General features: G+C 67.2%; 24 protein-coding genes, 1 tRNA gene and 1 pseudogene. 17 read left to right on the top strand and 9 right to left on the bottom strand.

All coding sequences use genetic code 11. The features are described from left to right. The first annotated feature begins 1 nt into the window (after position 1). The 3 genes from pyk to MICNX66_RS08300 all read left to right on the top strand — a co-directional run bounded on the left by pyk (position 2) and on the right by MICNX66_RS08300 (position 3,016). Positions 2-1,450, top strand: a complete 1,449-nt coding sequence (gene pyk, locus MICNX66_RS08310) for a pyruvate kinase (RefSeq protein ID WP_136052871.1) — start codon at positions 2-4, stop codon at positions 1,448-1,450. A 109-nt stretch (positions 1,451-1,559) separates the two neighbouring features. Beyond that, positions 1,560-2,366, top strand: a complete 807-nt coding sequence (locus MICNX66_RS08305; RefSeq protein WP_187661487.1) for an alpha/beta fold hydrolase — start codon at positions 1,560-1,562, stop codon at positions 2,364-2,366. Beyond that, positions 2,306-3,016 carry an esterase/lipase family protein gene (locus MICNX66_RS08300; RefSeq protein ID WP_232089021.1) on the top strand — a complete coding sequence of 237 codons (711 nt, stop codon included), beginning with the start codon at positions 2,306-2,308 and terminating at the stop codon, positions 3,014-3,016. Before MICNX66_RS08305 ends, MICNX66_RS08300 begins: the two co-directional genes overlap by 61 nt. A 22-nt stretch (positions 3,017-3,038) precedes the next feature. Here the strand turns inward: MICNX66_RS08300 and MICNX66_RS08295 are convergent. Then, a tRNA-Leu gene (locus MICNX66_RS08295) sits at positions 3,039-3,124 on the bottom strand. 100 nt (positions 3,125-3,224) lie between these two features. On the opposite strand from MICNX66_RS08295, the gene MICNX66_RS08290 reads away from it, so the two are divergent. Then, positions 3,225-3,842: an ANTAR domain-containing response regulator gene (locus tag MICNX66_RS08290; protein ID WP_025103469.1), complete on the top strand. Its 618-nt coding sequence runs from the start codon at positions 3,225-3,227 to the stop codon at positions 3,840-3,842. Between the two features lie 9 nt (positions 3,843-3,851). After that, a complete protein-coding gene (locus MICNX66_RS08285; protein WP_187661486.1) occupies positions 3,852-4,415 on the top strand; it encodes a GNAT family N-acetyltransferase in 564 nt (187 codons plus the stop codon). On the opposite strand, the gene MICNX66_RS08280 is transcribed toward MICNX66_RS08285, so the two are convergent. Beyond that, on the bottom strand, positions 4,390-4,818 hold the full coding sequence (locus MICNX66_RS08280; RefSeq protein ID WP_060921657.1) for a hotdog fold thioesterase: 429 nt from the start codon (positions 4,816-4,818) through the stop codon (positions 4,390-4,392). The genes MICNX66_RS08285 and MICNX66_RS08280 overlap by 26 nt on opposite strands. Positions 4,819-4,863: 45 nt before the next feature. On the opposite strand from MICNX66_RS08280, the gene polA reads away from it, so the two are divergent. From polA to MICNX66_RS08245, 7 genes are read left to right on the top strand one after another with little or no spacing between them, the layout of a single operon-like run. Then, the gene (polA, locus tag MICNX66_RS08275) at positions 4,864-7,497 is read left to right on the top strand and encodes a DNA polymerase I (protein ID WP_187661485.1); all 2,634 of its coding nucleotides are present in this window, start codon (positions 4,864-4,866) and stop codon (positions 7,495-7,497) included. A gap of 39 nt (positions 7,498-7,536) precedes the next feature. Further along, positions 7,537-9,213: a DUF885 domain-containing protein gene (locus MICNX66_RS08270; RefSeq protein WP_187661484.1), complete on the top strand. Its 1,677-nt coding sequence runs from the start codon at positions 7,537-7,539 to the stop codon at positions 9,211-9,213. A 55-nt stretch (positions 9,214-9,268) separates the two neighbouring features. After that, positions 9,269-10,303 carry an LLM class flavin-dependent oxidoreductase gene (locus MICNX66_RS08265; RefSeq protein ID WP_187661483.1) on the top strand — a complete coding sequence of 345 codons (1,035 nt, stop codon included), beginning with the start codon at positions 9,269-9,271 and terminating at the stop codon, positions 10,301-10,303. A gap of 51 nt (positions 10,304-10,354) precedes the next feature. Next, positions 10,355-11,707 (top strand): MFS transporter, encoded by a 1,353-nt coding sequence (locus MICNX66_RS08260; protein ID WP_187661482.1) that lies wholly within the window; start codon positions 10,355-10,357, stop codon positions 11,705-11,707. Positions 11,708-11,735: 28 nt separating this feature from the next. Continuing rightward, positions 11,736-12,491: an SGNH/GDSL hydrolase family protein gene (locus MICNX66_RS08255; protein ID WP_101845740.1), complete on the top strand. Its 756-nt coding sequence runs from the start codon at positions 11,736-11,738 to the stop codon at positions 12,489-12,491. Positions 12,492-12,510: 19 nt separating this feature from the next. Then, complete coding sequence (locus MICNX66_RS08250; RefSeq protein ID WP_187661481.1) at positions 12,511-13,257, top strand: formylglycine-generating enzyme family protein; 747 nt, start codon at positions 12,511-12,513, stop codon at positions 13,255-13,257. A gap of 52 nt (positions 13,258-13,309) precedes the next feature. Then, a complete protein-coding gene (locus MICNX66_RS08245; RefSeq protein ID WP_187661480.1) occupies positions 13,310-14,122 on the top strand; it encodes an arginase family protein in 813 nt (270 codons plus the stop codon). Positions 14,123-14,129: 7 nt separating this feature from the next. Here the strand turns inward: MICNX66_RS08245 and MICNX66_RS08240 are convergent, their stop codons facing one another. Further along, on the bottom strand, positions 14,130-15,455 hold the full coding sequence (locus MICNX66_RS08240) for an MFS transporter (protein WP_187661479.1): 1,326 nt from the start codon (positions 15,453-15,455) through the stop codon (positions 14,130-14,132). A gap of 319 nt (positions 15,456-15,774) precedes the next feature. Between MICNX66_RS08240 and MICNX66_RS08235 the strand changes: the two genes are divergently transcribed. After that, positions 15,775-16,305 carry a GNAT family N-acetyltransferase gene (locus MICNX66_RS08235; RefSeq protein ID WP_232089020.1) on the top strand — a complete coding sequence of 177 codons (531 nt, stop codon included), beginning with the start codon at positions 15,775-15,777 and terminating at the stop codon, positions 16,303-16,305. A gap of 29 nt (positions 16,306-16,334) precedes the next feature. On the opposite strand, the gene MICNX66_RS08230 is transcribed toward MICNX66_RS08235, so the two are convergent. Next, positions 16,335-17,441 carry a hypothetical protein gene (locus MICNX66_RS08230; RefSeq protein ID WP_187661478.1) on the bottom strand — a complete coding sequence of 369 codons (1,107 nt, stop codon included), beginning with the start codon at positions 17,439-17,441 and terminating at the stop codon, positions 16,335-16,337. A gap of 142 nt (positions 17,442-17,583) precedes the next feature. Here MICNX66_RS08230 and MICNX66_RS08225 point away from each other — a divergent pair, with 142 nt between their 5' ends. Together MICNX66_RS08225 and MICNX66_RS08220 are read left to right on the top strand one after the other, a co-directional pair. Then, positions 17,584-18,090: a hypothetical protein gene (locus MICNX66_RS08225; protein WP_187661477.1), complete on the top strand. Its 507-nt coding sequence runs from the start codon at positions 17,584-17,586 to the stop codon at positions 18,088-18,090. Then, the gene (locus MICNX66_RS08220; RefSeq protein WP_187661476.1) at positions 18,087-18,875 is read left to right on the top strand and encodes a peptidoglycan recognition protein family protein; all 789 of its coding nucleotides are present in this window, start codon (positions 18,087-18,089) and stop codon (positions 18,873-18,875) included. The genes MICNX66_RS08225 and MICNX66_RS08220 overlap by 4 nt, the downstream gene beginning before the upstream one ends. A gap of 15 nt (positions 18,876-18,890) precedes the next feature. Here MICNX66_RS08220 and MICNX66_RS08215 read toward each other — a convergent pair whose 3' ends face one another. Beyond that, on the bottom strand, positions 18,891-19,358 hold the full coding sequence (locus MICNX66_RS08215) for a hypothetical protein (RefSeq protein WP_187661475.1): 468 nt from the start codon (positions 19,356-19,358) through the stop codon (positions 18,891-18,893). On the opposite strand from MICNX66_RS08215, the gene MICNX66_RS08210 reads away from it, so the two are divergent. Next, entirely contained in the window at positions 19,349-21,034 is a 1,686-nt protein-coding gene (locus MICNX66_RS08210; RefSeq protein ID WP_332107620.1) for an RES domain-containing protein, read from the top strand. The genes MICNX66_RS08215 and MICNX66_RS08210 overlap by 10 nt on opposite strands. Positions 21,035-21,289: 255 nt before the next feature. Here MICNX66_RS08210 and MICNX66_RS08205 read toward each other — a convergent pair whose 3' ends face one another. Both MICNX66_RS08205 and MICNX66_RS08200 read right to left on the bottom strand, forming a co-directional pair. Further along, the gene (locus MICNX66_RS08205; RefSeq protein WP_197971837.1) at positions 21,290-22,426 is read right to left on the bottom strand and encodes an AAA family ATPase; all 1,137 of its coding nucleotides are present in this window, start codon (positions 22,424-22,426) and stop codon (positions 21,290-21,292) included. Position 22,427: 1 nt separating this feature from the next. Further along, positions 22,428-23,192: a DUF6414 family protein gene (locus tag MICNX66_RS08200; RefSeq protein WP_187661472.1), complete on the bottom strand. Its 765-nt coding sequence runs from the start codon at positions 23,190-23,192 to the stop codon at positions 22,428-22,430. A gap of 380 nt (positions 23,193-23,572) precedes the next feature. On the opposite strand from MICNX66_RS08200, the gene MICNX66_RS16885 reads away from it, so the two are divergent. Further along, complete coding sequence (locus MICNX66_RS16885; protein WP_232089019.1) at positions 23,573-24,934, top strand: hypothetical protein; 1,362 nt, start codon at positions 23,573-23,575, stop codon at positions 24,932-24,934. Positions 24,935-24,977: 43 nt separating this feature from the next. On the opposite strand, the pseudogene MICNX66_RS16880 reads toward MICNX66_RS16885, so the two are convergent. Both MICNX66_RS16880 and MICNX66_RS08190 read right to left on the bottom strand, forming a co-directional pair. Then, a pseudogene (locus MICNX66_RS16880) lies at positions 24,978-25,076 on the bottom strand (SDR family oxidoreductase); the annotation flags it as partial. Positions 25,077-25,681: 605 nt separating this feature from the next. Then, complete coding sequence (locus tag MICNX66_RS08190) at positions 25,682-26,233, bottom strand: hypothetical protein (protein ID WP_187661471.1); 552 nt, start codon at positions 26,231-26,233, stop codon at positions 25,682-25,684. Positions 26,234-26,252 lie beyond the last annotated feature (19 nt).

The raw sequence follows: 26,252 nt of genomic DNA, 5'->3' as shown, positions 1-26,252 counted from the left end.
GTTGAGACGCGCGAAAATCGTCGCCACCCTGGGCCCCGCCACTTCCACGTATGAGACGGTGCGCGCACTGATCGATGCGGGTGTGGACGTCGCCCGACTGAACCTCAGCCACGGTGACTACTCCGTGCACGAGAACAACTACGCGAACGTGCGTCGCGCGGCGGAGGACTCCGGTCGCGCCGTCGCCATCCTCGTCGACCTCCAGGGCCCGAAGATCCGTCTGGGCCGCTTCGAGGACGGACCGTACGAGCTCGCCAAGGGCGACATCTTCAAGATCACCACCGAGGACATCATCGGCAACAAGGAGATCTGCGGCACGACGTTCAAGGGCCTTCCCCAGGACGTCAAGCCCGGCGACTTCCTGTTGATCGACGACGGCAAGGTCCGGGTCGAGGTCGTCGAGACCGACGGCGTCACCGTCACCACGCGCGTCGTCGTCGCGGGCGCCGTCTCGAACAACAAGGGCATCAACCTGCCCGGTGTCGCCGTGAACGTCCCCGCGCTGAGCGAGAAGGACGAGGACGACCTCCGCTGGGGCCTCCGGACGGGTGCCGACCTCATCGCGCTCTCGTTCGTCCGCAACGCCTCCGACGTGACCCGCGTGCACGAGATCATGGCCGAGGAGGGCGTCCGCGTCCCCGTCATCGCCAAGATCGAGAAGCCGCAGGCCGTGGATGCGCTCGAGGAGATCGTCGACGCGTTCGACGGCATCATGGTCGCCCGCGGCGACCTCGGCGTGGAGCTGCCCCTCGAGGCCGTCCCGATCGTGCAGAAGCGCGCCGTCGAGCTGGCCCGCCGCAACGCCAAGCCCGTCATCGTGGCGACGCAGATGCTCGAGTCGATGATCAACAGCCCGGTGCCGACCCGCGCCGAGACCTCCGACGTCGCCAACGCCGTCCTCGACGGCGCCGACGCGGTCATGCTCTCCGGCGAGACCAGCGTGGGCGACTACCCGGTCGTCGTCGTCGAGACGATGGCCCGGATCATCGAGTCGACGGAGGAGCACGGTCTGGAGCGCATCCTGCCGCTCACCACGAAGCCCCGCACGCAGGGCGGTGCCATCACCCTCGCCGCCCTCGAGGTCGCGGAGTTCGTGGACGCCAAGTTCCTCTGCGTCTTCACGCAGTCGGGCGACTCGGCGCGCCGCCTGTCCCGCCTGCGCTCCCGCATCCCGATGCTGGCCTTCACGCCGGAGCCCGGCATCCGTCGTCGCATGGCGCTGACCTGGGGTCTGCGCTCCACGCTCGTCGACATGGTGCAGCACACCGACCTCATGTACCACCAGGTGGACGAGTACCTCCTCGAGAACGGCCTGGCCGTCGAGGGGGACAAGGTCGTCGTCATCTCCGGTTCCCCTCCCGGGATCATCGGTTCCACGAACGACCTGCGCGTGCACAAGGTCGGCGACGCGCTCCGTGGCGCGGCACCGATCTACAAGGCCGGCGTCTGACGCAGACGTTCCGAGAGGGGCGGGGCTTCGGCCTCGCCCCTCTCTGTCATCTCCGGGCCGGGGCGTCAAGCCTCTCGGCCGTGACCGCGGCCTCGGCTAGCGTGCTGCCATGGTCTTCCGTCGCCTCCTCGTCACCTCCGGGCTGACGTTCCGCATCCTGGAGAGTCCGCGGCCGGCCGGCAGCACGGCCCCGACCGTGGTCCTCGTGCACGGGATCGGGATGTCGCACCGGTATCTGTCGCGGCTGCACGCCGTGCTCGCCGACACGACTCGGGTGGTCTCCGTCGACCTTCCGGGCTTCGGCGGCCTGCCCAAACCGCGGTTCGACGTCTCCATCCCGCAGATGGCCGCGGGTCTCGCCCAGGTAGTGGCGAGCCTCGACGACGACCGGGTCGTGCTCGTCGGACACTCGATGGGCGTGCAGTGGGCGGTGGAGACGGCGCTCCGGCATCCCGAGTACGTCCGTACGGTCGTCACGATCGGCCCCGTCGCGGACGACGCCCACCGGACGCTCGGTGCACAGGCGCGCGCACTGGCCATCGACACGTTCGGCGAGACCCCCGCGATCAACACCGTCGTCTTCACCGACTACCTGCGCTGCGGCGTGCGGTGGTATCTCCGTCAGGTCCGGCACATGCTCGCGTATCCCCTGGAGGAGAAGATCGCCGCGCTCTCCATGCCGGTGCTTGTCGTGCGGGGGAGTGAGGATCCCATCGCAGGACGCGCGTGGTGCCGGCGCCTGCGCGACGCGGCGGCCGTCTCGCGACTGGTGGAGATCCCCGGTCACCACCATGTCGCGCAGCAGTCCGCGCCCCGGGCGGTGGCTTCCGCGATCCTGGCCCACACGACGGGAGCATGGCCGACGGCGGTGCCGGCCGCAGCCAGCCGGCGGGGGAGGGCCCCATCGACGTCCTGAGGATGCTGGGCTGGTGGGCTGCGGACTACGCGTACGCCGGGTTCTGGCAGGTCCGCTCGTTCTTCGGCCGCGACCAGGCGGACGACTTCGCCACCGGAGACCGCGCCCCGATCGTCGTCCTCGCCGGCGTCTACGAGACCTGGCGCTTCCTGGAGCCGCTCATCGTCGCGCTGCACGAGCGGGGCCATCCGGTGCACGTCGTGGACGCGCTGCGCCGCAACCAGTTCCCGGTGCAGGATGAGGCCGACCAGGTGGCCGACTACCTGCGAGCGCACGACCTCTCCGGCGTCTTCCTCGTCGCCCACAGCAAGGGCGGTCTCGCCGGGAAGCTGGTGATGACCGGCCCCGAGGGCGGACGGATCCGCGGGATGCTCGCCATCGCGACGCCCTTCGGGGGCTCACGATATGCGCGGTTGCTGCCCGGTCGGGTGCTGCGCGCGTTCTCGCCGGACGACCCCTCTATCGTCGCCCTGGGGCGGGAGCTCGACGTCAACGCCCGCATCGTCTCGATCTACGCCGCGTTCGATCCGCATATCCCCGAGGGGAGCGAGCTCGCCGGGGCCAAGAACGTGGTGCTGGAGACGGGAGGGCACTTCCGGATCCTCGCCCACCCCCGCGTGATGGCCGAACTCGCCGCCCTCGCCGAGTGACGGGACGAGCGGTTCGCGATGCTGGTGCCGGCGGTGGGACTCGAACCCACACGCCCTTTCGGACAAAGCATTTTGAGTGCTCCGCGTCTGCCATTCCGCCACGCCGGCCCGTGTCTCGCGACTTCGACTGTAGCGCAGACGGCGGACGCTTCCTCGCGTGCCCGCTGTCTTCAGCCGGTGGTGAGGACCTCTCCGTTAGGATGGAGGGGTGACCGAGCAAGAACAGGCTGAGCAGCCCACGGCATCCGCACCCCGACGCGTCGTCGTCGCCGAAGACGAATCGCTGATCCGTCTCGACATCGTCGAGATCCTCCGCGACAACGGCTTCGATGTCGTCGGCGAGGCCGGCGACGGCGAGACGGCGGTGGCCCTCGCCACCGAGCTGCGTCCCGACCTCGTCATCATGGACGTGAAGATGCCCCAGCTCGACGGCATCAGCGCCGCCGAGAAGCTGCACAAGGGCAACATCGCCCCCGTCGTGCTGCTGACCGCGTTCAGCCAGAAGGAGCTCGTGGAGCGGGCGAGCGAGGCCGGAGCCCTGGCCTACGTCGTGAAGCCCTTCACCCCGAACGACCTCCTTCCCGCGATCGAGATCGCTCTGGCCCGCCACGAGCAGATCATCACTCTCGAGGCCGAGGTCGCCGACATGGTCGAGCGCTTCGAGACCCGCAAGCTCGTCGACCGGGCCAAGGGGCTCCTCAACGAGAAGATGGGCCTGAGCGAGCCCGAGGCGTTCCGCTGGATCCAGAAGGCGTCGATGGATCGCCGGCTGACGATGCAGGACGTCGCCAAGGCGATCATCGAGCAGCTCGCTCCCAAGAAGTAAGGCACTCCGGTGCTCCGGCTGGACGCAGAGCATGTTCTGCGGCCGGTCCGTGCCGGGGACGGAGCCGCACTCGCGCGTGCGTACCGGGCGAACAGGGAGCATCTCGCCCCCTGGGAGCCGGTGCGCTCCGAGGCGTTCTTCACCGAGGAGTGGCAGGAGCAGAACGCCCAGCAGTGCGTCGCCGAAGCCGCGCTCGGCCGGAGCTCCCGGTTCGTGATCCTCTCGGACGACGGCGAGATCCGCGGCCGGATGAACCTGAACACCATCGTGCGCGGCGCGTTCTGGAGCGCTGATCTCGGCTACTGGATCGATTCCACCCGGCTGCGCCGCGGCCTCGCAGGTCGCGCGGTGGCCCTCATCGCGGAGCACGCGCGGGACGAGCTGCGGCTGCACCGGCTCCAGGCCTCGACGCTGCTGCACAACGTGGCCTCCCAGCGGGTGCTCGCCGCCAACGGCTTCGAGCGCATCGGCATCGCCCCGAAGTACCTGCGGATCGCGGGGGAGTGGCAGGACCACATCCTCTTCCAGCTGCTGCTGGAGGAGCCGCTCAGCGCCCGGCGGGAGCGTCCTTGATCATGTTGGTGATGCGGATCGTGGAGCAGCGCCGGCCCTGATCGTCGGTCACGACGATCTCGTGCACCGTGATGCTCCGGCCCAGGTGCACGGGCGTGCAGACCCCGGTGACCACGCCCGAGGTGGCCGACCGGGTGTGCGTGGCGTTGATGTCGACCCCGACCGCCAGGCGGCCCGCTCCCGCATGCAGATTGGCCGCCATCGAGCCGAGCGATTCGCCTAGCACGACGTAGGCGCCGCCGTGCATGAGACCGACCGGCTGGGTGTTGCCCTCCACCGGCATCGTCGCCACGCACCGGTCGACGCCGAACTCGACGAACTCCATGCCCATCTTCTCGGCCAGGGCTCCCATGCCGCGGGCGGCCGCCCACTCGAGTCCTTCGCTGGTGGCGACCTCGCTCATGCATCCTCCTCTGCGGGTGTCCGTGCTCCTCGTTAGGCTGACAGGGTGACGGACTCCGCAAAGCCTACCCTCATGGTCGTCGACGGCCACTCGCTCGCCTACCGGGCCTTCTTCGCCCTCCCGGTGGACAACTTCACCACCAAGGACAACCAGCACACGAACGCCATCTACGGGTTCCTGTCCATGCTGGTCAACCTCATCAAGGCCGAGCAGCCCACCCACCTCGCGATCGCGTTCGACACCTCCCGCCACTCGTTCCGCACCGACGAGTACCCGGAGTACAAGGCCACCCGATCCGAGACGCCGCAGGAGTTCAAGGGCCAGATCCCGCTGCTGCAGGACTGCCTCGCCGCGATGTCGATCCCGGTGCTGACGCAGGAGGGCATCGAGGCCGACGACATCCTCGCCACCCTCTCCACCCAGGGCGCCGCCCAGGGCTACGACGTGCTCGTGGTCTCCGGAGACCGCGACACCATCCAGCTCGTCACCGACGACGTCACGCTGCTGTATCCGTCCGTGCAGGGTGTCTCGCAGCTCAAGCGCTACGACCCGACGACGGTGCAGGAGCGCTACGGCGTCCGTCCCGAGCAGTACCCCGACATCGCCGCCCTCGTCGGTGAGACCAGCGACAACCTCCCCGGTGTGCCGAAGGTGGGGGAGAAGACGGCCGTCAAGTGGCTCACGCAGTTCGGCTCCCTCGACGAGCTGCTCGAGCGTGCCGGCGAGATCAAGGGCGTGGTCGGCGGCAACCTCCGCGATCACATCGAAGACGTCCGCCGCAACCGCAAGCTCAACCGCCTGCTCACCGACGTGGAGCTGCCGGTGGCACCGGCCGATCTCGCGGTCGCCCCGATCGATGCCGAGGCCGTCCGCGACATCTTCGCCCGACTCGAGTTCCGCACGCTGCTGCCGCGAGTCTTCGAGGCCGTCGGTGCGGGCGAGGTGGCCGACGACCCGGCCTCCGTCGTCGAGATGCCGGCGCCGGCACAGGTGTCCGCCTCCGATCTGGCCACCTGGGCCGCGGCTCAGAGCGGAGATATCGCTCTCCGGGTCGTGGTGCAGTCCGGCGCCCCCGTGCGCGTCGGCGTCGCCACCGGGAGCGAGCTGCGCGAGCTCGACTGGTCGGAGGAGGCGGCCGCGGCGCTGCGCACGTGGCTGGAGTCCGACGCGCCGAAGGTGCTGCACGACGCCAAGCCGCAGGTGAAGGCGCTGCTCCGTCACGGGATCCGTCTCTGCGGGCTCGCCTACGACACGAGCCTCGCCGGCTGGCTGCTGCGTCCGAGCTTCCCGGACAAGACGCTGTCCGACCTCGTCCAGCGCTACCTGGGGGAGAAGCTCCCCGAGGCCGATCCGTCGCAGCTCGTGCCGGAGACCGAGGGTGCCACCCCGTCGCAGGAGGCGTGGTTCATCCTCCGCGTGGCCGAGGCCCTGCGAAACGATCTGCCCGAGCCGGTCGACGCCGTGCTCCGCGACATCGAGCTGCCGACGCTCCGCACCCTCGCCGACATGGAGCTCGCCGGCGTCGCCGTCTCGCACGAGGTTCTGTCGACGTTCTCGGCCGAGCTCGCGACACGCGCGGATGCGCTGGCCCAGGAGGCGTTCTCGGTTGTCGGCCGCGAGTTCAACCTCGGGTCGCCGAAGCAGCTCCAGGAGGTGCTGTTCGAAGACCTGCAGCTTCCGAAGACGCGCAAGACGAAGACCGGGTACTCGACCGATGCGGCCGTGCTCGCCGACCTCCAGGAGTCGCACCCGCACCCCTTCCTGAGCCTGCTGCTGCAGCACCGAGAGGCGACGAAGCTGCGGCAGATCATCGAGTCCCTCGACACCGCGATCCGCGAGGACAATCGGGTGCACACGACCTATGTGCAGACCGGCAGTCAGACCGGGCGCCTGTCCAGCACCGACCCGAACCTCCAGAACATCCCGGTCCGCACCGAGGAGTCACGGCGCATCCGCAGCGCCTTCGAGGTCGGCGAGGGGTACGAGACCCTGCTCACCGCCGACTACTCGCAGATCGAGATGCGGATCATGGCGCACCTCTCGGGTGATGAGGGGTTGATCGAGGCCTTCAACAGCGGTGAAGACCTGCACCGTTTCGTCGGCGCCCGCGTGTTCGGCGTCGATCCGTCCGAGGTCACGCCGGCGATGCGCACCAAGGTGAAGGCGATGTCGTACGGCCTCGTCTACGGACTCTCCGCGTTCGGGCTGTCCAAGCAGCTGCGCATCGAGCAGTCGGAGGCCAAGCAGCTCATGGTGGAGTACTTCGCACGGTTCGGTGCGGTCCGCGACTACCTGCGGGCCTCGGTGATGAAGGCCAAGGAGGTCGGCTACACCGAGACGATCTTCGGACGTCGGCGGCCGTTCCCCGATCTCGCGAGCCCCAACCGCGTGCTGCGCGAGAACGCCGAGCGGGCCGCGCTCAACGCCCCGATCCAGGGGAGCGCGGCCGACATCATGAAGATCGCGCTGTTCCACATCCACGACGACCTCCACGCCGCGAAGCTGGAGTCGCGGGTGCTGCTGCAGATCCACGATGAACTCGTCGTCGAGGTCGCTGCGGGGGAGTGGGACGCGGTGGAGCAGATCGTCCGCACGCGGATGGGTGACGCCGCGCAGCTCTCCGTGCCGCTCGACGTGCAGGTCGGCCGCGGTCGGGACTGGAACGAAGCCGCGCACTGATCCCGGTGGCCGGAGGGGGCGGGGATTAGGCTGGAAGGTATGACTTCCGCACCCCGCACCCCCTCCGCCATCGACAGGGTCGCCGATGAATGGGTCGACACGATCGCCGTGCTGGCGCCGACTCTCGGCACGTACATCGGCCGCTCCGAGGTCAACGACCGATTCGGCGACCTGAGTCCGGAAGGTCACGAGGAGATCGCCGCGGCGACGCGGGCCACACTGGACAAGCTGGCCGCGCTGGAGCCGGTCGACGCGATCGACGAGGTCACCAAGACCGATCTCAGCGCCGAGCTGCGCCTCGACCTCGAGTTGCACGACGCGAAGTGGCACCTGCGTGATCTGAACGTCATCGCATCCGCCGCGCAGGACGTCCGCTCCGCCTTCGACCTGATGCCCACCGCGACGGTCGAGGACTGGGAGGTCGTCTCCACCCGACTCTCTGCCGTGCCGGGGGCGCTGCGCGGGTACATCGAGACGCTCCGTCTGGGCATCGCCGAGGGCGTCACTCCCGCCCGTCGCCAGGTCGCGGAGGTCGCGACGCAGATCGACCGCTACATCGCCGACGACGGCTTCTTCGCGGCGTTCGTCGCGCACGCCGATCCCGAGGAAGGTCAGCTTCCCGCCTCGCTCGCCCGCACGCTGGCGGACAACTCCGCGGCTGCCCGGGTCGCCTACGGCGAGCTGCGGCGCTTCCTGGGCGAGGAGCTGGCCCCCGAAGCCGGTGAGACGGACGCCGTGGGGCGCGAGCTCTACGCCCTCAACTCCCGGCGTTTCCTCGGCGCGACCATCGACCTCGACGAGACCTACGAGTGGGGCCGGGAAGAGCTCGCCCGCATGGTGGCCGAGCAGACGGCGATCGCGAACGAGATCCTTCCCGGAGCCTCCGTCGAGGAGGCCGTCGCGCATCTGGAGTCGGACCCCGCCCGTAAGCTCGTCGGCGCCGAGGCGCTCCAGCGGTGGATGCAGGAGACCAGCGATCGAGCGGTCGCCGAGCTGGGTGCCTCGCACTTCGACATCCCGGAGGCGATCCGCACGCTGGAGTGCATGATCGCGCCGACGCAGGAGGGCGGGATCTACTACACCGGTCCCACCGACGACTTCTCGCGCCCCGGTCGCATGTGGTGGTCGGTCCCCGAGGGCGTCACCGAGTTCGACACGTGGCGCGAGCTCACCACCGTGTACCACGAGGGTGTGCCGGGGCATCACCTGCAGATCGCCCAGGCCGTCTACAACCGCGCCGAGCTGAACTCGTGGCGACGACTGCTCGCCGGAACGTCCGGCCACGCGGAGGGCTGGGCGCTGTATGCGGAGCGACTGATGGAGCAGCTCGGTTACCTCGATGACCCGGCGGATCGTCTCGGCATGCTGGATGGGCAGCGGATGCGGGCGGCGCGCGTGGTCCTCGACATCGGCGTGCACCTCGGCAAGCCCCGACTCGAGGGCGAGGGCGTCTGGGATGCCGAGTACGCGCTCGACTTCCTCCGCCGCAACGTGAACATGTCGGACCAGTTCGTGCAGTTCGAGGTCAACCGGTACCTCGGCTGGCCGGGTCAGGCTCCGTCGTACAAGGTCGGTCAACGCATCTGGGAGCAGGTCCGCGACGCCGTGCAGCAGGCGGAGGGCGACGCGTTCAGCTTCAAGGGCTTCCACAAGCGCGCCCTCGATCTCGGCGGCGTCGGACTCGACACGCTGCGCAGCGCGCTGCTCCCTCGGTGACGGGAATGCCGGCCCGAGTCCGCGTGTTCCATTCACCTGAATAGGAAGGTGTGACATGGGCATCGAATTCGGGCTGGACACGTTCGGCGACATCACCCGGGATCAGGACGGCGAGCTGCTCAGCGGCGCGCAGACCATCCGGAACGTCGTCGCGCAGGCGGAGCTGGCCGACACCGTCGGCGTCGACTTCTTCGGGGTGGGGGAGCACCACCGGCGCGAGTTCGCGGTCTCGTCCCCGGAGATGGTGCTCGCGGCGATCGCGGCGCGCACCGAGCGCATCCGGCTGGGCACCGCCGTGACCGTGCTGTCCTCGGACGACCCGGTGCGTGTGTTCGAACGCTTCTCCACCCTCGACGCCCTGTCCGGCGGCCGGGCGGAGGTCGTCCTCGGGCGCGGTTCGTTCATCGAGTCCTTCCCGCTGTTCGGCTACGACCTGCGCGACTACGACCGGCTCTTCGAGGAGAAGCTCGAGCTGTTCGTCGAGCTCCTCAAGGAAGAGCCCGTCACGTGGTCCGGCTCGCTGCGGCCGTCTCTCGACAACGCGGACGTCTTCCCGAAGACCGAGAAGGGCCTGCGCACGTGGGTCGGCGTGGGGGGCAGCCCGGAGTCCGTCGTGCGTGTCGCGCGTCACGGTCTCGGCCTGATGCTGGCGATCATCGGCGGCCCGGCCGGGCGGTTCAAGCCGTTCGTCGACCTCTACCACCGCTCGGTCGCCTCCTTCGGGACGACCGCCCACCCGGTGGCCGTGCACTCACCCGGTCACATCGCGCCCACCGACGCGGAGGCGTGGGACGAGGCCTACCCGGGCTTCGAGGCGATGAACAACACCATCGGTCGCGAGCGCGGCTGGCCGCCTTACAGCCGCGCGCGCTTTCAGAACGACATCGGTCCGGAGGGCTCGCTCTATGCCGGTTCGCCGGAGCGCGTCGCGGCGAAGATCGCCGACACGATCACGACCCTCGGGCTCGGCCGCTTCGACCTCAAGTACGCGACCGGCACCCTGTCGCACGAGTCGATGATGCGCAGCATCGAGCTGTACGGCACCGAGGTGATCCCTCGGGTGCGGAAGCTCCTCGCCGACCGCGACTGAGCCGGCGTCATCTCGCGGCTCGGCGGGACGGGCGGCCCTACGATGAGAATCATGGCCGATACCGCCCTGCCGAGCCGCACCTCGCTCGCCGAGCGCCTCGACGTCCTCCCGTTCACCCGCCGGCACCTGCGCCTGCTCACGGGCTCCGGCGTCGGCTGGGCGCTCGACGCGATGGACGTCGGACTCATCTCCTTCATCATCGCGGCGCTCTCACAGCAGTGGGATCTCACGAAGGGGGAGGCCGGCTGGATCGCCTCGCTCGGCTTCGTCGGCATGGCGGTCGGCGCGACCCTCGGCGGTCTTCTCGCTGACCGCTTCGGCCGCCGGCAGGTGTTCGCCCTCACGCTGCTCATCTATGGCGTGGCCACCGGAGCGAGTGCGCTGGTCGGATCAGTGGCGGCGCTGCTCGTGCTGCGGTTCTTCGTCGGCCTCGGCCTGGGAGCGGAGCTGCCGGTCGCCTCGACCTACGTGAGCGAGTTCGCGCCCGCGCGCATCCGGGGACGGCTGATCGTCATCCTCGAAGCCTTCTGGGCTGTGGGCTGGACGGCGTCTGCCGTCATCGGGTTCTTCGTCATCCCCGCCTCTGAGGCAGGCTGGCGGTGGGCCTTCGCGCTCGGCGCGATCCCCGCGGTCTACGCCCTCGTCGTGCGGTGGGGTCTGCCGGAATCGCCGCGGTGGCTGGCGTCCCGCGGACGAATCGCGGAAGCCGACCGCATCGTCGCCGCGTTCGAGGCCGATGCCGGTGTCGAGCACACCCCGCAGATCCGGAAGGAGCCGGCGTCGCGGGCGATCGCGATGACGGCGCGTGCCCGGCTCGCTGCGCTCTGGAGCGTCGAGTTCCGGATGCGGACCGCCTGCCTCTGGCTGGTGTGGCTTGCCGTCAACTTCGCCTACTACGGGGCGTTCATCTGGATCCCGAGCATCCTCGTCGACGCGGGATTCGACCTCGTCCGCTCGTTCGGCTTCACCCTCATCATCACGCTCGCGCAACTCCCGGGCTATGCCGTGGCCGCCTGGCTCATCGAAGTGTGGGGCCGCCGGGTCACGCTCTCCGTCTTCCTGCTGGGGGCGACCGCCTCGGCCGTGGTCTTCGGCACCGCCACGACCGTGCCGATGATCATCGGCGCAGGCATGGCCCTGTCGTTCTTCACCCTCGGTGCGTGGGGCGCGCTGTACGCGGTGACGCCGGAGATCTACCCGACCTCGCTGCGAGGCACGGGGGCCGGCTGGGCCGCCGGGGTGGGCCGCATCGCCTCCATCGTGGCGCCCCTCGCCGTTCCCGTCCTCCTCGGGGCCGGCGGCGCGCCCCTGCTGTTCGTCGTGTTCGCGGCCTGCTTCCTCCTCGCCGCCGCGGCGGCCTGGGGTCTCGTCGATCGGAGCGGAGCGGCGCTGGACGACCGGTGACGTCCGGGACCGGGAATAGGCTGGGCGCGTGGCTGATGTACGTTTCGTCGCGATAGGCGACTCCTTCACCGAAGGCGTGGGCGATGTGCTCCCCGATGGGCGCGAGCGCGGCTGGGCCGACATCGCCGCGCAGGGATGGGCGGATGCTGCGGGGCACCCCATCCAGTACGCGAACCTCGCGATCCGGGGGAAGCTGGCGTGGCCGATCGTCGAGGAGCAGCTCGAGCCCGCGTTGGCTCTGCGTCCCACGCACCTGTCGTTCAACGGCGGGGGCAACGACATGCTGCGGCCGCGGACAGACGTCGAGCACATCGCCGACGCGTTCAGCCGCGTGCTGCGGCGGTGCGACGAGGAGGGTGTGACGATGATCCTGCTCTCCGGTGCCAACCCCAGCGGGCAGCTTCCGATGGGATCGCTCGTGCAACGCCGCGGCGATCTGCTCTCCGAGGCGGTCCTGCGGCGCATCGAGGACCGGCCCGACGTCATCCGTGCCCTCAACTGGCCGGACACGGAGCTGTCGAAACCCGCGTACTGGTCGGAGGACCGGCTGCACATGAACGCGGCGGGCCACCACCGCGTCGCGGCCCGCGTGCTGCACGGGCTCGGCTTCGAGCCGCCAGCAGCCTGGTGGGCGCCGCTCGACCGCTGGACTGCAGGGCCCGGGGGCCTGGCGTACTACCGGGAGTTCGTCGGCCCGTGGGTGCGACGGCGCGTGACGAGGACCTCATCCGGGGACGGCCGCGCAGCGAAGTATCCGACCTGGGTCGAGCGGACCCCGGCATGAGCGCCGCCACGCCCCGCGGATGAGCGACATCGAACTCGTCCGTCTCCCCGCCGGGACTGTCACGCTGCACGACGCCCGGCGCCGCACCCGCCGGACCGTCGAACTCGAGCCGTTCTCCCTCGCCGCCTTCCCGGTGACGGAGGAACAGGTCACCGAAGTCCTGGGCACACCATCACGGCATCCTCGTCGCCCGGTCGCCGACGTGAGCTGGCTGCGGGCCATCCACTTCTGCAACGCCGCCTCGGAGTGGGAGGGACTCGATCCCGTGTACCACTTCGAGGGTGAGGACGTGGCCTGGGACACCACAGCGGACGGCTACCGCCTTCCGACCGAGGCCGAGTGGGAGTACGCCTGCCGAGCAGGCTCCACCGGGCCACACTATGCGCCGCTGGCGGAGGCCGCCTGGACCGCGGCCGACGGAGTGGGCACGCCGCAGGACGTGGGCGGGAAGCTCCCGAACCTGCACGGGCTCTTCGACACGCTCGGCAACGTGTGGGAGTGGTGCTGGGATCTCCTCGACCCCGCGCGGTACGACGACTATCGGGTCTTTCGCGGCGGAGGATTCGCCGACGACGCCTGGAGCGTGCGCGCGTCCGTTCGCCGCGGGGGAGCGCCGCGCATGCACCATGAGGACGTCGGTTTCCGCGTTGCTCGGGGCGCCTTCGACACCGAGGAGGAGGCGCAGGGCTGGTCGGCGGCCGCGGACCGGGAGCGGGCCTTCGTCGACGGCGGTCTGCCCTCGGGCTGGACCCCACGCCGACGGTAGCCCGCGCCGGGCGGTTTTGGTCGCCCACTCTGCGCGGTGGGAGACTGAAGGGATGACCACGCCGTTCGCGCTCATCCTCAACCAGGGTCGCGTCGCCGACCGCACGGACGGAGCCCTCGTCGGGGCACGCCGCGTCGCCGACGCGCTGTCCGCGCTCCTGCAGCGGGAGCCCGTCGTGGTCGGTACCCCGGAGCCGGGCCGGATGGACGACTGGTCGGTCGCGCTGCCTGAAGCTGCGGAGACGCTCACGGGCCTGCGTGACGCGGTGCAGGAGGCGATCGCCGCGGATGCGACGCCGCTCCTCGTGACGAACACCTGTGCGGCGAGCCTCGGAACGCTGCCGAGTGTCGCCGAGCACCACCCCGACGCAGTGGTGCTGTGGATCGACGCGCACGGCGACTTCAACACGCCAGACACCACCGACTCCGGCTACCTCGGCGGCATGGTCCTCGCCGCCGCCTGCGGGCTGTGGGACAGCGGCCACGGGGCGGGCATCGACCCCAAGCAGGTCATCGTCGTGGGCGGTCGCGACATCGATCCCGCCGAGGGGGAGCTGCTCGCCGGTGCAGGAGTGACCGTCCTCAGCCCCGCGGAGAGCACCCCGGAGCGGCTCAGCGCGCTCATCGCCGGGCGACCGGTGTGGATCCATGTCGACTGGGACGTCTTGGAGCCCGGTTACATCCCTGCGGCCTATCGCGTCGGCGACGGTCTGCTCCCGCACCACGTGGCCGCGCTGTTCGCCGCGATCCCGTCGGCGGACGTCCGCGGCGTGGAACTCGCCGAGTTCGAGGCGGGCGACGCGGAGGTGCCCGAGCGCGTCAGCGTCGAGTTGATCGTGGAGACCGTCCAGCACCTGCTGCGCTGACGGGCGCTCAGCGACGCCGGTCGGGCTCCAGCCCCATGCGGATCCGCGTCCGCTTGCGTTCGATCAGGATGAACACGACTCCGATGACCCAGAGCGGGATCAGGGTGAGGAACGCGACACGGAACGCGTCGAGCGTGTAGGTGTCCGGGGTGCCGGCGCCCTGGGCGTCGAGGAGGAGACCGATCACGAACACGGCGATCAGGGCAGCGATGAAGCCGCCCGCGTTCGTCACGCCGGTCGCCGTGCTGAGGCGATGCACGGGGTTGTGCGTGCGGGCGTGGTCGAAGGCGATCATCGACGCGGGGCCGCCGGTCGCCAGAGCGACCGCCAGGACCCAGAGCAGCCAGTCCGGGGCGGGGCCGGGGAGGGCGATGACCGCGATCCAGGCCGCCATCTGCACGCCGACCGCGGGGAGGACGAGGGCGAGCGAGCGGTGGTTCGGCAGGCGGCGGGAGAGATCGCCGATGATCGGGCCGAGGATCATGCCCGCGACCACGTAGATCGAGATGATCCCCGCCGCGTGGGCGGTGGTCAGGCCCTCGCCGGCCGTGAGGAACGGCATGCCCCACAGCAGCACGAACACCGTGCCGGCGAACGGTGTGGTGAAGTGCGACCAGAACGCGAGCCGTGTGCCGGGATGTGCCCAGGCCGCCCGGATGCCGACGCCCGTGTCGATAGCCGACGTCACGACACGCACGACTCCGGTGTCCGTGTTCACCGAGACGTCCGGACCGCTCTCGGCGGGGTTGTTGCGCACGATGAGCCACACGAGGATCGTGAAGAGCAGGCCGAGACCGGCGATGCTGCCGAACGTGATCGACCAGGTGGTGGCGTGCAGCAGGGCGGCGACCGGCACCAGCGCGATCAGCTGCCCCGCCTGCCCGATGATCCCGGTGAACTGGACCATGACGGGGCCGCGCTGCGCGGGGAACCATGTGGCCACCAGCCGCAGCACGGCGGGGAACACGGCGGCGTCGCCGGCTCCGAGGAGGACACGCGCGACGATCGCGATGCCGATGCTGGGGGAGAGGGCCATGGTGAGCTGTCCGGCCGCCATGAGCAGCATCCCCGCCGTGATGATCGGACGGGATCCGTAGCGATCGAGGAGGACGCCGACCGGAATCTGCATCCCGCCGTACACCGCGAGCTGCACGACGGCGAACAATGCGAGCGTCGAGGCGTCCGCCTGGAAGCGGTCGGCGGCCTCGACACCGACGGCACCCAGCGATGTGCGGTTCGTGATGGCGAGCACGTAGGCCGCGACGCCGACGGACCAGATCGCCCAGGCCCGCCACCCCGGCGTGGAGACGGGGGAGTGGGAGACCTGAGGCACCCTTCCACGCTACTCCTGCGTGGAGCGCGGGCACGCACAGCGGTTGGAGCGAACTTTTCGCGGAATCGTCGCCCTCACGCGGGTGCGGCGAACCGGACGATCTCCTCGGCCACGGCCTGTGGCATGGAAATGTACGGTGAGTGGCTCGCCGACAGTGTGCGCGAGTCGCTGGCGGCCGGATCCTACAGGAGCCGTATGCGTTCCCCGGTGGCCGGCGCCTCCACTTCGCCGACCCGCGCGGCAACGAGCTCGGCGTCTGGTCCTCCCACTAGGCGCTGCAGATCATAGCGCGGGGGCGGAGGAGTGCCAGACTGCGAGGATGAGTCACGTGCCCCGCATCCCGGAGATGGACACCTCGCGCCTCCGCCTGCGCAGGCAGGCGATCGAGGACGCGGTCGTGTTCCGCCACCTGTGGACCGAACGCGACGAACGGGTCCCCGCGCACCGGCGGCTCGACGCGGACGGCCGCCCCGATCTGGACGACATCCGAGCGCATATCCGCGATGCCGAGGAGTCGTCGCTGCTCACCGTGGAACGCATCGACACCGGGGATCCGATCGGGTACTGCGGTCTCGTCTACGGCGGCGAGGGGGTGGCCACCGAACCGGAGCTCGCGTTCGAGCTGCTGCGCGCCGAGCACAACCGGGGGCATGCCACCGAAGCTGCTCAAGCCGTCCTTGCATGGGCAGACGGGGCGGGCTTCGACCGCGTCTGGGCCGGCGTCTGGGAATGGAACCTCCCGTCCCGGCGGGTGCTCGAGAAGCTCGGCTTCGTCGAGTCCGGACGGGAACGCCCGTCCTCCGCCCACGGTCGAAACATCCTGACCGTCAGGACTCTCTTCGCCGAGTGAGAGGGCGGGCTCCGAGCCGGCGCTCTGCCTCACGTGACTGAGGACCCCACCGGCAGCGCCTCACCGTCACCCGGGGGCTCCTGCACGAGGTGAAGGGCATCCGATTTCGTCAGATGGTTGGGGTACAGCATCCGTGAGAACCTTCCCCGCGGATCGTCTTTGTCGCGGGGGAGATCGATGTGGGTTCGCTCGATCGCCGCGATGAGGACTTCCGTCTGCTCATCGGTCAACACGAGGAGCCCTCGTTCTCGCAAGCCCACCACTGCTCGCGAGTCATCCGATGCCGTGAGGACGACCGCGATACTCCGGGCTGTGGCGTCCGGCTCCCAGGGGTGCGCGATAACCATGGCCGTCGTGATGGTCGCGGTCGGGATCTCCTTCGTGCCGACGAGCAGACGGGTGGCGTCGCGTGAGATGCGCGGCGGTCGCGAACGTCGCCGCACGACGGCGCTGACGATGATCGCCACGACCGCCAGCAGCACAGCCCCGAGCGGCCACGTCCATGCGCCGAGCGGTCCCGCCGCCACGGGGATGAGGAACGCGCCGATCATCATCGCAAGGAGAAGCGGCTGTCCGGAGAAGACGTGAAGAGCCCACCAGGGGAAGAGAGCCCGCGAACGAGAGGGCCCCAACGGCATCCACTCCTGCACGTCGACGTTCGGCTCGCTCTCCGGGCGATCGGACGAGTGCACCGGTTGAGGCTGCCGCCGCACTCCTCTGATGATCAGCGTCATGCCCACCACACCGAACACGGTGGACAGCACCCATCCGCGCAGCGGGTCGTCGGTCTCGTTCTGATCCGTCCCCGCCAGTGTGACAACCCCACCCACGGAGATGAGGAGAAGGAAGACTCCGTAGAGCAAGACGACCCGACGGGAGCGGCGGGCCGTCCAGGGCTTCGGCTCCGTGCCTGGAGGCCACGAGGGGTCGCCCCAGGTCCTTCGCCTGGTGAGCAGGAGGCCGGCCGCCGCTCCGACGCATCCGAAAGACAGCGTCATTGCCGCCAGAACGCCGATTCGAGGATCCGCGATCAGGAATGTCGAAGCCACCGCCACCGCTGCGCTGAACATCGCCAGCGCCACGCCCACCACGATGGGCGTCAGCAGCCCTTCGCCCTTCTCATCGCCAGCGCCCATCCGCTCGCCCCACCTCTCCCCAGACTGCAGGCGGAGGATCAGGCCCCATCGATCCAGCCGCGGCCCAAATGTGCCTGTCCCTGAGGATGAGAGTAGCGCGAGTGCGCTCCCAGCGAAGGCGTGCACCTCGTAGGATCGCGATATGACCTCCCCTCGCCGTGTCCCTGCAGACCTGCGGAAACGCGGGGGCTTTCGAGGAGCGGATGAATCGACCGCCTCGCTCATCCTCGGCCAGTTCTTCGTCGGTGGCTTTTTCCTGTTCATCGTGGCTTTCTTCCTCGCACTCGGTGCTGCGGATGAGTACGACGGGGTGACGTCCTTCATCGGGGCGAGCATCATGGCCGTCGTGCTGTCCGTCGTGTCGATGATCACCGCCCTGGTGGTCGGCCTGCCCCTTCGCCTCGTCTCGGCGCTGCGCGCGCGGTGGCTCGCCCATGGCGAGATCACCGTCCTCGGGGTCGTCGTCGGACTCGGCGCCTGCATCGTGTCGGTCGTGCTGGCGGGCGGAAGCGGGGGAGCGGCGTCCCCATGGTGGGCGTTCGTCATCTCGTGGACGGTCCTCGCCTTCTCGGTCGCGCATTTCGTCTGGCCAGGGCGACGCCGGCCGCGAGAGTCCCGAGCACCCCGAGACGACGACCAGGCCGCGTGAGCACACGCGGGGAGGGTCAGCATCCGGAGGACCCGGGAGCACGGGACGCCGATGAGCACGTCCCGACGCAGACGCGGCGGGGATTCCTCATCGCTGCCGGAACCGGCGTCGCGGTGACCGGCGTCGGCATCTGGCTCTCCGCGAACTCCGGGGGAGAGGCAGACGACACCGGACGCCGCCCGGACAATCCCCGAGGGTTGCCCGAGTATGAGCCGGTCTACGACCGCGCGGTCACGGGTCTCGAGGTACCGCTCGGTTTCGAGGACTGTGCCGATCCCACGGTTCGCGCCGACCGCAGCATCGCGGGGAGTGATCGCCGAACCGTGAGCCCTGTCATCGACCGCTTCATCATCCACCACACCGGCACGACTTCCGACCAGTTGGAGTTCTTCTCCCGCTGCAACCGGAGATCATCGGCTCCCACCTTCTATCTGCGACACGACGGATCGGTCATCGAGACCATCCGCCCGGGAGCGAAGCCGTCGTCCACCGGCGCGGACTGGAACTGGCGGTCCGTGGCGGTGGAGACGCTGGATTTCACCGGAGCCCCGGAGTACACGGTGACCACCGCGCAGGTGGAGGAGATCGCGCAGATGATCGCGTGGCTCGCAGGCTTCGACGGCCGGACCCTGGACGGCGTTCCGGTGCGCTTCCGGATCGACCGAGAGCACGTCATCACCCACCAGGAGACATGGTCGGGAACGGAGTGTCCCGGTCCGTTCCTCCAATCGCGAGTGGATGACATCGTGGCGCGGGCGGAGGAGATCCGGAGGGAGTCACGGTGACGGCACGGGAGCGGGCTAGTTGTAGTTGAAGCACCGACTCGAGTCCGGCGTCGACTCCGGCTCACCCTTGTAGAGGATGAACCAGTTTGCCGCCGTCGCCTCGTCGACGTGCACATCCAGGAGCATGCAGGTATAGAGGACGCTGTCTTCGCTTCGGAAACCGGCGTAGATCCAGGTCGTCCCGCACGGTGAATCCGGATCCGTGGCCAGCGTGATCTCATTCAGAGCGCCGCCTGAACCCTCTTCCCAGGTCCCGGAGAAGTCAACGGCATCTGCCCCGCGCAGCTCCACCGCGGTGCGCGGCGGACTCCCACCGCACCCCACATCCCGTGGCCACGCAGTCGCCTGGAAGGTACCGTCCTCAGCGAGCTCGAGCGTCGTCGGCAGGTCGCTTCCCGCCCGCCATGTCCCGTACGCATCGGCCTCCGTCAGGCTGTAGTCCGACGTCCCGCACGCCGCCAACGAGAGCGTGAATGCGGTCAAGAACGCGAGCGCACCGACGCGGCCGCGATTCCGAGGGGATGGACGGGTGGGCACAGGCCCATCATGCAGCATCCACCCGTGTCACCGCGGCCGGCGACTCAGGAGAGGGCCACTTTCCTCTACTGGTTACACGGCTTATTCGAGACCGGCGTAATCGTTGTCTGACGTCAGCGTTTGCGAAGCCGAGCGCTGCCACTCGAGTCGCCATGACCTTCCCTCCTGCCCGGACACACCGCCATAGCCTTGCACTCGCGTCCCCAGTTCCCCGCTCATCGGGTACTCGAGAACCGAGTAAACTGCCGAGCGGAGCGACGCGCCCCCTCGCTCAGATATGGACCGCAGAGCGGCGGCTGACCCTAGGTTGGAGAATGGAGCTGCGGCTCGCAGCGTTGAAACTCGCTAGCATCAGCACCATGTTGGACAGCAACTCTCTGCGGCCGTCACTGGAGTCACTATGCATAGGTCACATCACGGACTCTGCGCTACGTCGGCGGGTTCAAGACTCGGCCACCAGAACCGAGTGCTCATTCTGTGGCCTCGTTGGATCCGCCAGAGATGCGCCATTCGCCGTGCCGATCGATGCTGTCGTTCAGCAGGTGTATCGGGCCGCCCTAAATCACTTCCAGAGTTTCGACGGGGCTTCATTTTTTGAAGGCGAGGCGTACGAAACTGAGCTGGAGACCTCGGAGGTTGTCGCCGATATCGCTGACGGTGCGTTCGAACACTCGGTAAGCGAGCGGGCTCTGGCGGCGATTAGCAGAGCAATCGTCTGGCCAGAGTCCTGGTTCGAGAAAGACGCCCAGACGCAGTTCGCGTACTCGTGGGAGCAGTTCACAGAAACCGTTCGTCACGAAGCGCGATTCGTCTTCGTTGCCAACGCCCGGGATGGTGGCGAGCACGAGCCGCCCGCTCGTCTCTCTAGGTTCTTGGATGGGTTGCTTGCCTACGCAGACAAGAGCACGCGAATGCTGCACGTGTTGGAGGTCGGTTCGAAACTATATCGGGGTCGGATGACGGCCGATCTAGACAAGCTGGTGGCCGAGGCCGTCGCGGCCCCCAGCAAAGTATTGGGATCCGCGCCGCCCGACCGCGCCGCTGCTGGCCGAATGAGCGGCGAAGGAGTACCACTGTTCTACGGCGCAGACGACCTTCATACTGCGGTGGCGGAGATTGCGCTGCATTCGCCGTATGACGTGGCAGTCATCGGAGAGTTCGTCGTTCAGCGTCCGCTGACTATCCTCGATTTCACCCGCACCCCGCGGCTACCTAGCGTGTTCGACATTATGCGACAGGAGCGTCGAGCCTTCGCTGAGTTCGCCGACGATTTCGTGAAAGCCTTGACCCGGCCGATAGCTCTTGACGGGAGAGAGCGAGTGGACTATATACCGACACAGGTCGTCACCGAGTACCTACGCTGGGTTCCTGACCGACGGATTGACGGAATTGCATTTCCATCCCGTGCCAGCAAAGGCGGCAAGAATGTCGTTCTTTTTGTTCCTCCGGGTGCTGACGTGGTGTCCTCGCCTCCCACGCCAGACGAACGTCGGGACCTCGCCATGTCAGCCAAGCTTGGCGGTAGCCAACGCGCGACACTCACCATCACCCCGGAGGCTGTGTCGGCGCACGCCGTGGTGCGTAGCGTTCGGGTGCAGCAAATCAGGCTCCAGCCGCGATAGTCGGTAGATCGCACCAGCAGGGCACGAGCGCCCGCGCAGCTCGAACTTGCCAGCAGGGACCGAGGCAATGGGGCCGTCAAACAGCGTTCGACGAGTCGCGACGCCGCCACCAGCCCGGGCCCTGCGGAAATGAGTTCCGGCGCGTTCTTGGGCGGGCGCCACGCGAGCGAGTTGAGCTCTGCCGACGACGAGTCGGCAACATGCTCCAGCTCTGCGGTTCGGCATCTCGTCGCCTGAACAATGTGGACGACGACTTCACCCGCGTTGTGTGTCAGCGAGGGAACGGTGCACCAGTTCGTCAGCGATAACCGCGTCGACTCTCTTGCCGACTTCTCGAATGTTCCCCGCATGCTCAGCAAGAGAGCGGAGCATGTCCTCGAAATCGACGCCGGCGACAAGGGCCAGTTCGTCAGGCTCCAACTCGCCCAGCCGCCGGGTGATCTGGCGCTCCACCACCGTGATCGCCTCATGTCTGGACAGGTGCGTGAACTGAATCATTGCATCGAAACGCGAAGACAGCGCCTCCCCAAGGGCCCGGCGGATTTCCGCCTCTGAATCATAGTTCGACGTGCAGATGATGATAGCCCGACCGACGTCAGCTCGATAGTTTTTATCCGTAAAGACACCTTCATCGAACAACTCGTAGAAGGCGCTGTGGAACACGCTTGCCGCTTTGTCGAACTCGTCGATAAGGATGACACCAGAATCTCGATCGATGAGTTCGTGGGCAAATGAGCGTTCGGAGTGCTTACCCCCAAACAGGTAGGAGGCGAATGAGTCGTTCTGGAACATTGAGAACTGAGTCCGCATCAGAGAACCTTGCAGCAGGTCGTTGATAAACTTTGCCGTCTCTGTCTTGCCGACACCGGACGGGCCGTAGAACATCACGACAACCGGCCTGTTGCGCCTCGCTCTAGTCAGAGGGTACATCGCGCGGAGCATTGCGTCCCGGACCTGCGCTTGACCGACCAGGTGTTCTCCGAAGTGGTCCCGGAAAGCGCGCAGGGTCTCCAATGTCACCATGGGGTAGGAGTACCGCTCTACGCGGAAGGAGTTCGGGAATGTTTTTTCGAGTTGCGCTTTGACTTGTTCAGGCGGGTTGTGGAGATGTAACTCTTTCGGGTTCAGTGCTCTAGCCAGCCACGAGAAATTTGTTATGACATGCTCGTTGAGACTGGCGTAGTCACCTGAGTCCGCTACGAGCCGCTGGGGTCGCTTCCTCTTCTTCGGCTTGACCCGCGGAGGCTCCTGACCAGGTACGTGGTGGATGTGAACAGTTTGATTCCTCTCGTCGTCATGAGCGTTAACTGCCTCCCGCAAGCTCTCTTTGCGTGTTGGCTTGACCCGTTCGCCAAACCACTCGCTCGGTCCGTAATAGGCCGTCACCGCCACGTCAGCTCCCATGCATGACCCCCGCGAGGATGACGTCGTAGACGTCCAGCTCGGCCGTGTCGTTGATCTCGGCTCTACCCACGAGTCGTTCAACGGATGGCAGCGTTGAGGCATCGCTAGGCGCCATCTCGGCTTCCATCGTGAGACTTCCCTCGCTGGCGCTGCCGACCCGCACTGCGTCGAAGACAAGATTCATTCGGGCCAGATCGACGAGTCCATAACTGTTGCGGAACGCGTTGATGTTGAAGCGGAGGATTCGCGCCGTCCCATGGTTGTCTCGAGCGAGCAGCTCATAGTAGCCTTTGGCCGTCGCCAGCATCTCGCTTAGTCCGTTGAGGCTAATCGGTGCGTCCTCTAGCTTGAGCATGGACATGTAGGGGGCGTACATCTTCATGTACGCCGCTGACTTGTTGCTCGCCGTTACGCGCAGTCCCTCGAGACGCGCGACACCCTCGATGTCGACACTCTTGTCGAGGTAGTCGGTAAGAATGGTGTTCGAGATTGTCTTGTTCAAGATGTTTCGCCCGACTGCCGACCCCTTCACGCCAGCCGCGACCTCGGCAGATGCACCGAAGAACGAGAGCCATTTCAACCTCGCCGATAGCGCCGCATCCGCATTTGCGTGTGCTTCCTTTGCACGTTCCTGGATGTGCTCGGTTGAGGAGACCTCCCGGCCGCCTGCTGTGATGTCAAGCAGGTCAGATGCTGACTCTTCGTCGAAGTAGACGATCTTCACGAGGCGTGCGGGTCGCAGACTCTTCGACATAGTTTCCTCTCGATGCGTGATGTAGCGCGGATACCCGGCCGCAGGCAGTCGAATGCGAGACGATCACCGCATCCGGCCCTTGCCACCTACCTTGCCAGGTGTTGCGGCCTCCTGGTTCTGTACGATGCTTGTTCTTCGTTGTGCACACTTCTGCTCACTCCGATTGCGCAGCGACGGCACTCGGAGGAGGGCTTCCCACCGATGGTGGCTGAACGCGTCCGTTGGCAATCCCGCCGCGCCGAATTTCGCTCGTCGTTGTGGTGCGCTCCTAGATCGGGCGTCGTGAGCCCGCATCCACACCTCCGTCTGCCGCCGCTCCGACCATCGAGATCGCCAGCCGTCCGCCACCGGCACCTGCGAGTTCCGCTAGATTTCGGTCTATGAAGACTGATGAGCCCGGTGCTGACGTCAACCCCGACACCGTAGATGCAGCTACACGGGAAGAGCGGGTGCGGTCACTCGATCAGCGCTTCTGGGTCACGGGAACTGAGTTCACTGACAGATTCGACGCACTGCGGGAGACTCACACCGAGCTTTCGAAAGCTGCTGCCAATCTCGACCACTTTGGCTCAATCTGGGACAACCTGCCGGCTGGCGTCGAGATCAGCAGTGAAGACAAGCAACGCGTTGTAGCCCGTATCCGCTCGATACCCAAGGATGCGTTCACCGCTCGCAAGTTGCTCGACGCACTTTGGGACGTCACCTCTGATGATGCCTGGGGGCCCGCCTTTGCCACCGCAACGATGGCTAAGTTCTACCGGCCTCGACGAGAACCGATCTTCCATGGCGCGCTGCTGATCAGCGCCGTTGCCAGCCTGGAAGCTCATCTCGGGCAGCTAGCCGAGAACTACTACCGCGCGGCGCCAGCAGCGCTGCATGACGTCCCTAAAGAGGCGCTCAAAGAGTTTTCTTTGAAGGACCTTCAGACGCTGGGTTCGATCGATCAGGCGATCGAAGCCGCTATCGACTCACGAGTTAACAAGCTCAGCTTCGGCAGCCTCTCCGACTGGCGAAAATTCTTCAAAGACCGGATGAGCATAGATCTGGCCGATCAAGGCACCACATGGGAGCAGTTGTTGGAGATCTTTGAGCGACGCCACTGCCTTGTGCACAGCGAAGGCCAAGCGTCGCACCGATACGTCAAGGTCACGGGCTCCTCTGAAATCAAGTCGGACTTGCGGCCGGATCGCGACTATGTAACACACGCCATCGATGCTCTGGAAGTCATGGGGACACTTCTGCAAGCGTCGGTCTGGCACAAGTTCACCAAGAACGCGGATGACATATTCACACAGCTTCAGAGGGTCGCGTTCGGAGCACTCAGCACAGGGCGGTGGGCCTTCGCGTTGCCGCTCTTCGAACGGTGTGGAGAATTGCCTCTGTCGAACGAGAAGCGCCTAATCACCCTCGTCAACACTTGGCTCGCTCAGAAAGGCCTGTTCGGTCTGGACGCAATTCGCCGAGACGTGGAGGAGTGGGACGTCACTGGTGTCGACGAGCTCTATGTTTTTGCGAAAGCATGCATCCTCGGAGACCTAGATGCCGCGTTCGCTCAGCTTCCAGGTCTCGTAGAACGTGACAAGTTGTCTGGTGCCGCGCTGGCGACATGGCCGCTGACCGCTCCCTTGAGGACTGACCCGCGTATCCGAGAGTACGGCGACCTGGTTCGCGGCTTCTTGTCCACCGAGATCGAGGAATCTGAGCTCGAAGCCGAGATCGAAGACTCGGACCCAGCAGCATGATGCCGGCGTTGTTGACCAGGACACCAGCCCCTCCGAGCTCATCCTGGACGCGGGCGGCAGCCGCGACGATGGAGTCGCGGTCGGTGACGTCGGCTTCGATCGCGATCGCGCCGCAGCTGAGTTCCTCCGCGAGGGCGGTGATGCGGTTCAGGCGGCGGGCGACGAGGGCGACGGTGTAGCCGGCTGCAGCGAGTTCGCATAATCCGCGATGTAACGCAACTCAGGACCATCTGATCACTCGTTTATGAGTAAACCTTGCCTTCTCATGGAGTCCGCGTAGCATGACGACTGCAACCTCACCCTGTGGTCGTCGACGTGGTCGATCCCGTGCTGGCTCCGGACTCGCGGGGAGTGTGATGAGACCGGCCAGTTCGCGTATTGCGAGAATATGTCGTCCTCAATCTGACATAATGTGCATTATCGGATAATCCGTATACGGGATCTGGCAGGACGAGAGAGGGTGGGAAAGGCGCCCCCGTGGCCCTCGATCATGCGTTGACGTACGCCGCGAGATGTTCGCCCGTCAACGTCGACCCGTCAGCGACGGGCTCGGACGGCGTTCCCAGGACACGCGGGCCTCGGACACCGGAAGGTAGAGCACCTCGGTGATGTCCTTGCCGCCGAGCTTGGGCTCAGCCGCTCAGCTCGAATCCGCTTCTGTGGTCGAGAGGTCACGACCAGACGCTTCTCGGAACGCGCGAGCGATAACCCACGCAGCACGGGCTGCGCGGCCGACGCCACCGTATGTCATACGAGAGGCGCCGCAGTGAACGGCGCTCGATCCGCGAACTGGAACGCCCGTCCGAAGAGCGTGGAGCCACTCGTGGGAGAGCCGGGATCTCGGGGCACCACGCCTGTAGCGGCCCAGAGCATTTCGCGCAGCCACTGCGCGCCTCCATAGACTCGAAAGTTACCGACGCGTTCAGCCGTGTGGTCAGCGCGCTCCAGCACGACGTGGATGCGTGACAACTCCTCGATCTCGTGGGAGTACACGGTCCACTCTTCGTTGGCTTCTCCGTACTCGAGCGGGTCGAACTCTGAGGATGAGTCCGAGGCGAAGTTCTCGAGTTCTTCGGAGCTCGCACGCTGACGCAGCAGCTGCGGTGCGCGCAGCGTGAAGGCGACGATCGCGAGTTCGGGATCCACGAACTCATCGATCAGATCCTCGCCGTACCGATCAAGATCCAGTGGCGTAGCGCCTAGTGAGACGAGGAAGGAGGCTACGTCGTCCACCAGAGGCATGGCGGGCACGTTGTAGTGTTCGCGCGCTGACTCCAGAAGCTGGTCGTAGGTCGTCATGTGTTCTCCAGCAGTGCTT

It is taken from the genome of Microbacterium sp. Nx66 (genome assembly GCF_904066215.1).
GTDB classification, from domain to species: Bacteria; Actinomycetota; Actinomycetes; order Actinomycetales; family Microbacteriaceae; genus Microbacterium; species Microbacterium meiriae.
Note: the sequence above shows the minus strand (reverse complement) of the source record. Positions and strands in the feature narration are given on the sequence as shown.

Bases quoted from the DNA above. Each gene is read 5' to 3' on its own strand.
- MICNX66_RS08200 (WP_187661472.1), bottom strand. From the start codon at position 23,192: ATGTCGAAGAGTCTGCGACCCGCACGCCTCGTGAAGATCGTCTACTTC.
- MICNX66_RS08235 (WP_232089020.1), top strand. From the start codon at position 15,775: ATGAGTCACGTGCCCCGCATCCCGGAGATGGACACCTCGCGCCTCCGC.
- MICNX66_RS08305 (WP_187661487.1), top strand. From the start codon at position 1,560: ATGGTCTTCCGTCGCCTCCTCGTCACCTCCGGGCTGACGTTCCGCATC.
- MICNX66_RS08230 (WP_187661478.1), bottom strand. From the start codon at position 17,441: ATGGGCGCTGGCGATGAGAAGGGCGAAGGGCTGCTGACGCCCATCGTG.
- MICNX66_RS08225 (WP_187661477.1), top strand. From the start codon at position 17,584: ATGACCTCCCCTCGCCGTGTCCCTGCAGACCTGCGGAAACGCGGGGGC.
- MICNX66_RS08190 (WP_187661471.1), bottom strand. From the start codon at position 26,233: ATGACGACCTACGACCAGCTTCTGGAGTCAGCGCGCGAACACTACAAC.
- MICNX66_RS08300 (WP_232089021.1), top strand. From the start codon at position 2,306: ATGGCCGACGGCGGTGCCGGCCGCAGCCAGCCGGCGGGGGAGGGCCCC.
- MICNX66_RS08245 (WP_187661480.1), top strand. From the start codon at position 13,310: ATGACCACGCCGTTCGCGCTCATCCTCAACCAGGGTCGCGTCGCCGAC.
- MICNX66_RS08265 (WP_187661483.1), top strand. From the start codon at position 9,269: ATGGGCATCGAATTCGGGCTGGACACGTTCGGCGACATCACCCGGGAT.
- MICNX66_RS08250 (WP_187661481.1), top strand. From the start codon at position 12,511: ATGAGCGACATCGAACTCGTCCGTCTCCCCGCCGGGACTGTCACGCTG.
- MICNX66_RS16885 (WP_232089019.1), top strand. From the start codon at position 23,573: ATGAAGACTGATGAGCCCGGTGCTGACGTCAACCCCGACACCGTAGAT.
- MICNX66_RS08280 (WP_060921657.1), bottom strand. From the start codon at position 4,818: ATGAGCGAGGTCGCCACCAGCGAAGGACTCGAGTGGGCGGCCGCCCGC.
- MICNX66_RS08270 (WP_187661484.1), top strand. From the start codon at position 7,537: ATGACTTCCGCACCCCGCACCCCCTCCGCCATCGACAGGGTCGCCGAT.
- MICNX66_RS08210 (WP_332107620.1), top strand. From the start codon at position 19,349: ATGCGGTCAAGAACGCGAGCGCACCGACGCGGCCGCGATTCCGAGGGG.
- MICNX66_RS08260 (WP_187661482.1), top strand. From the start codon at position 10,355: ATGGCCGATACCGCCCTGCCGAGCCGCACCTCGCTCGCCGAGCGCCTC.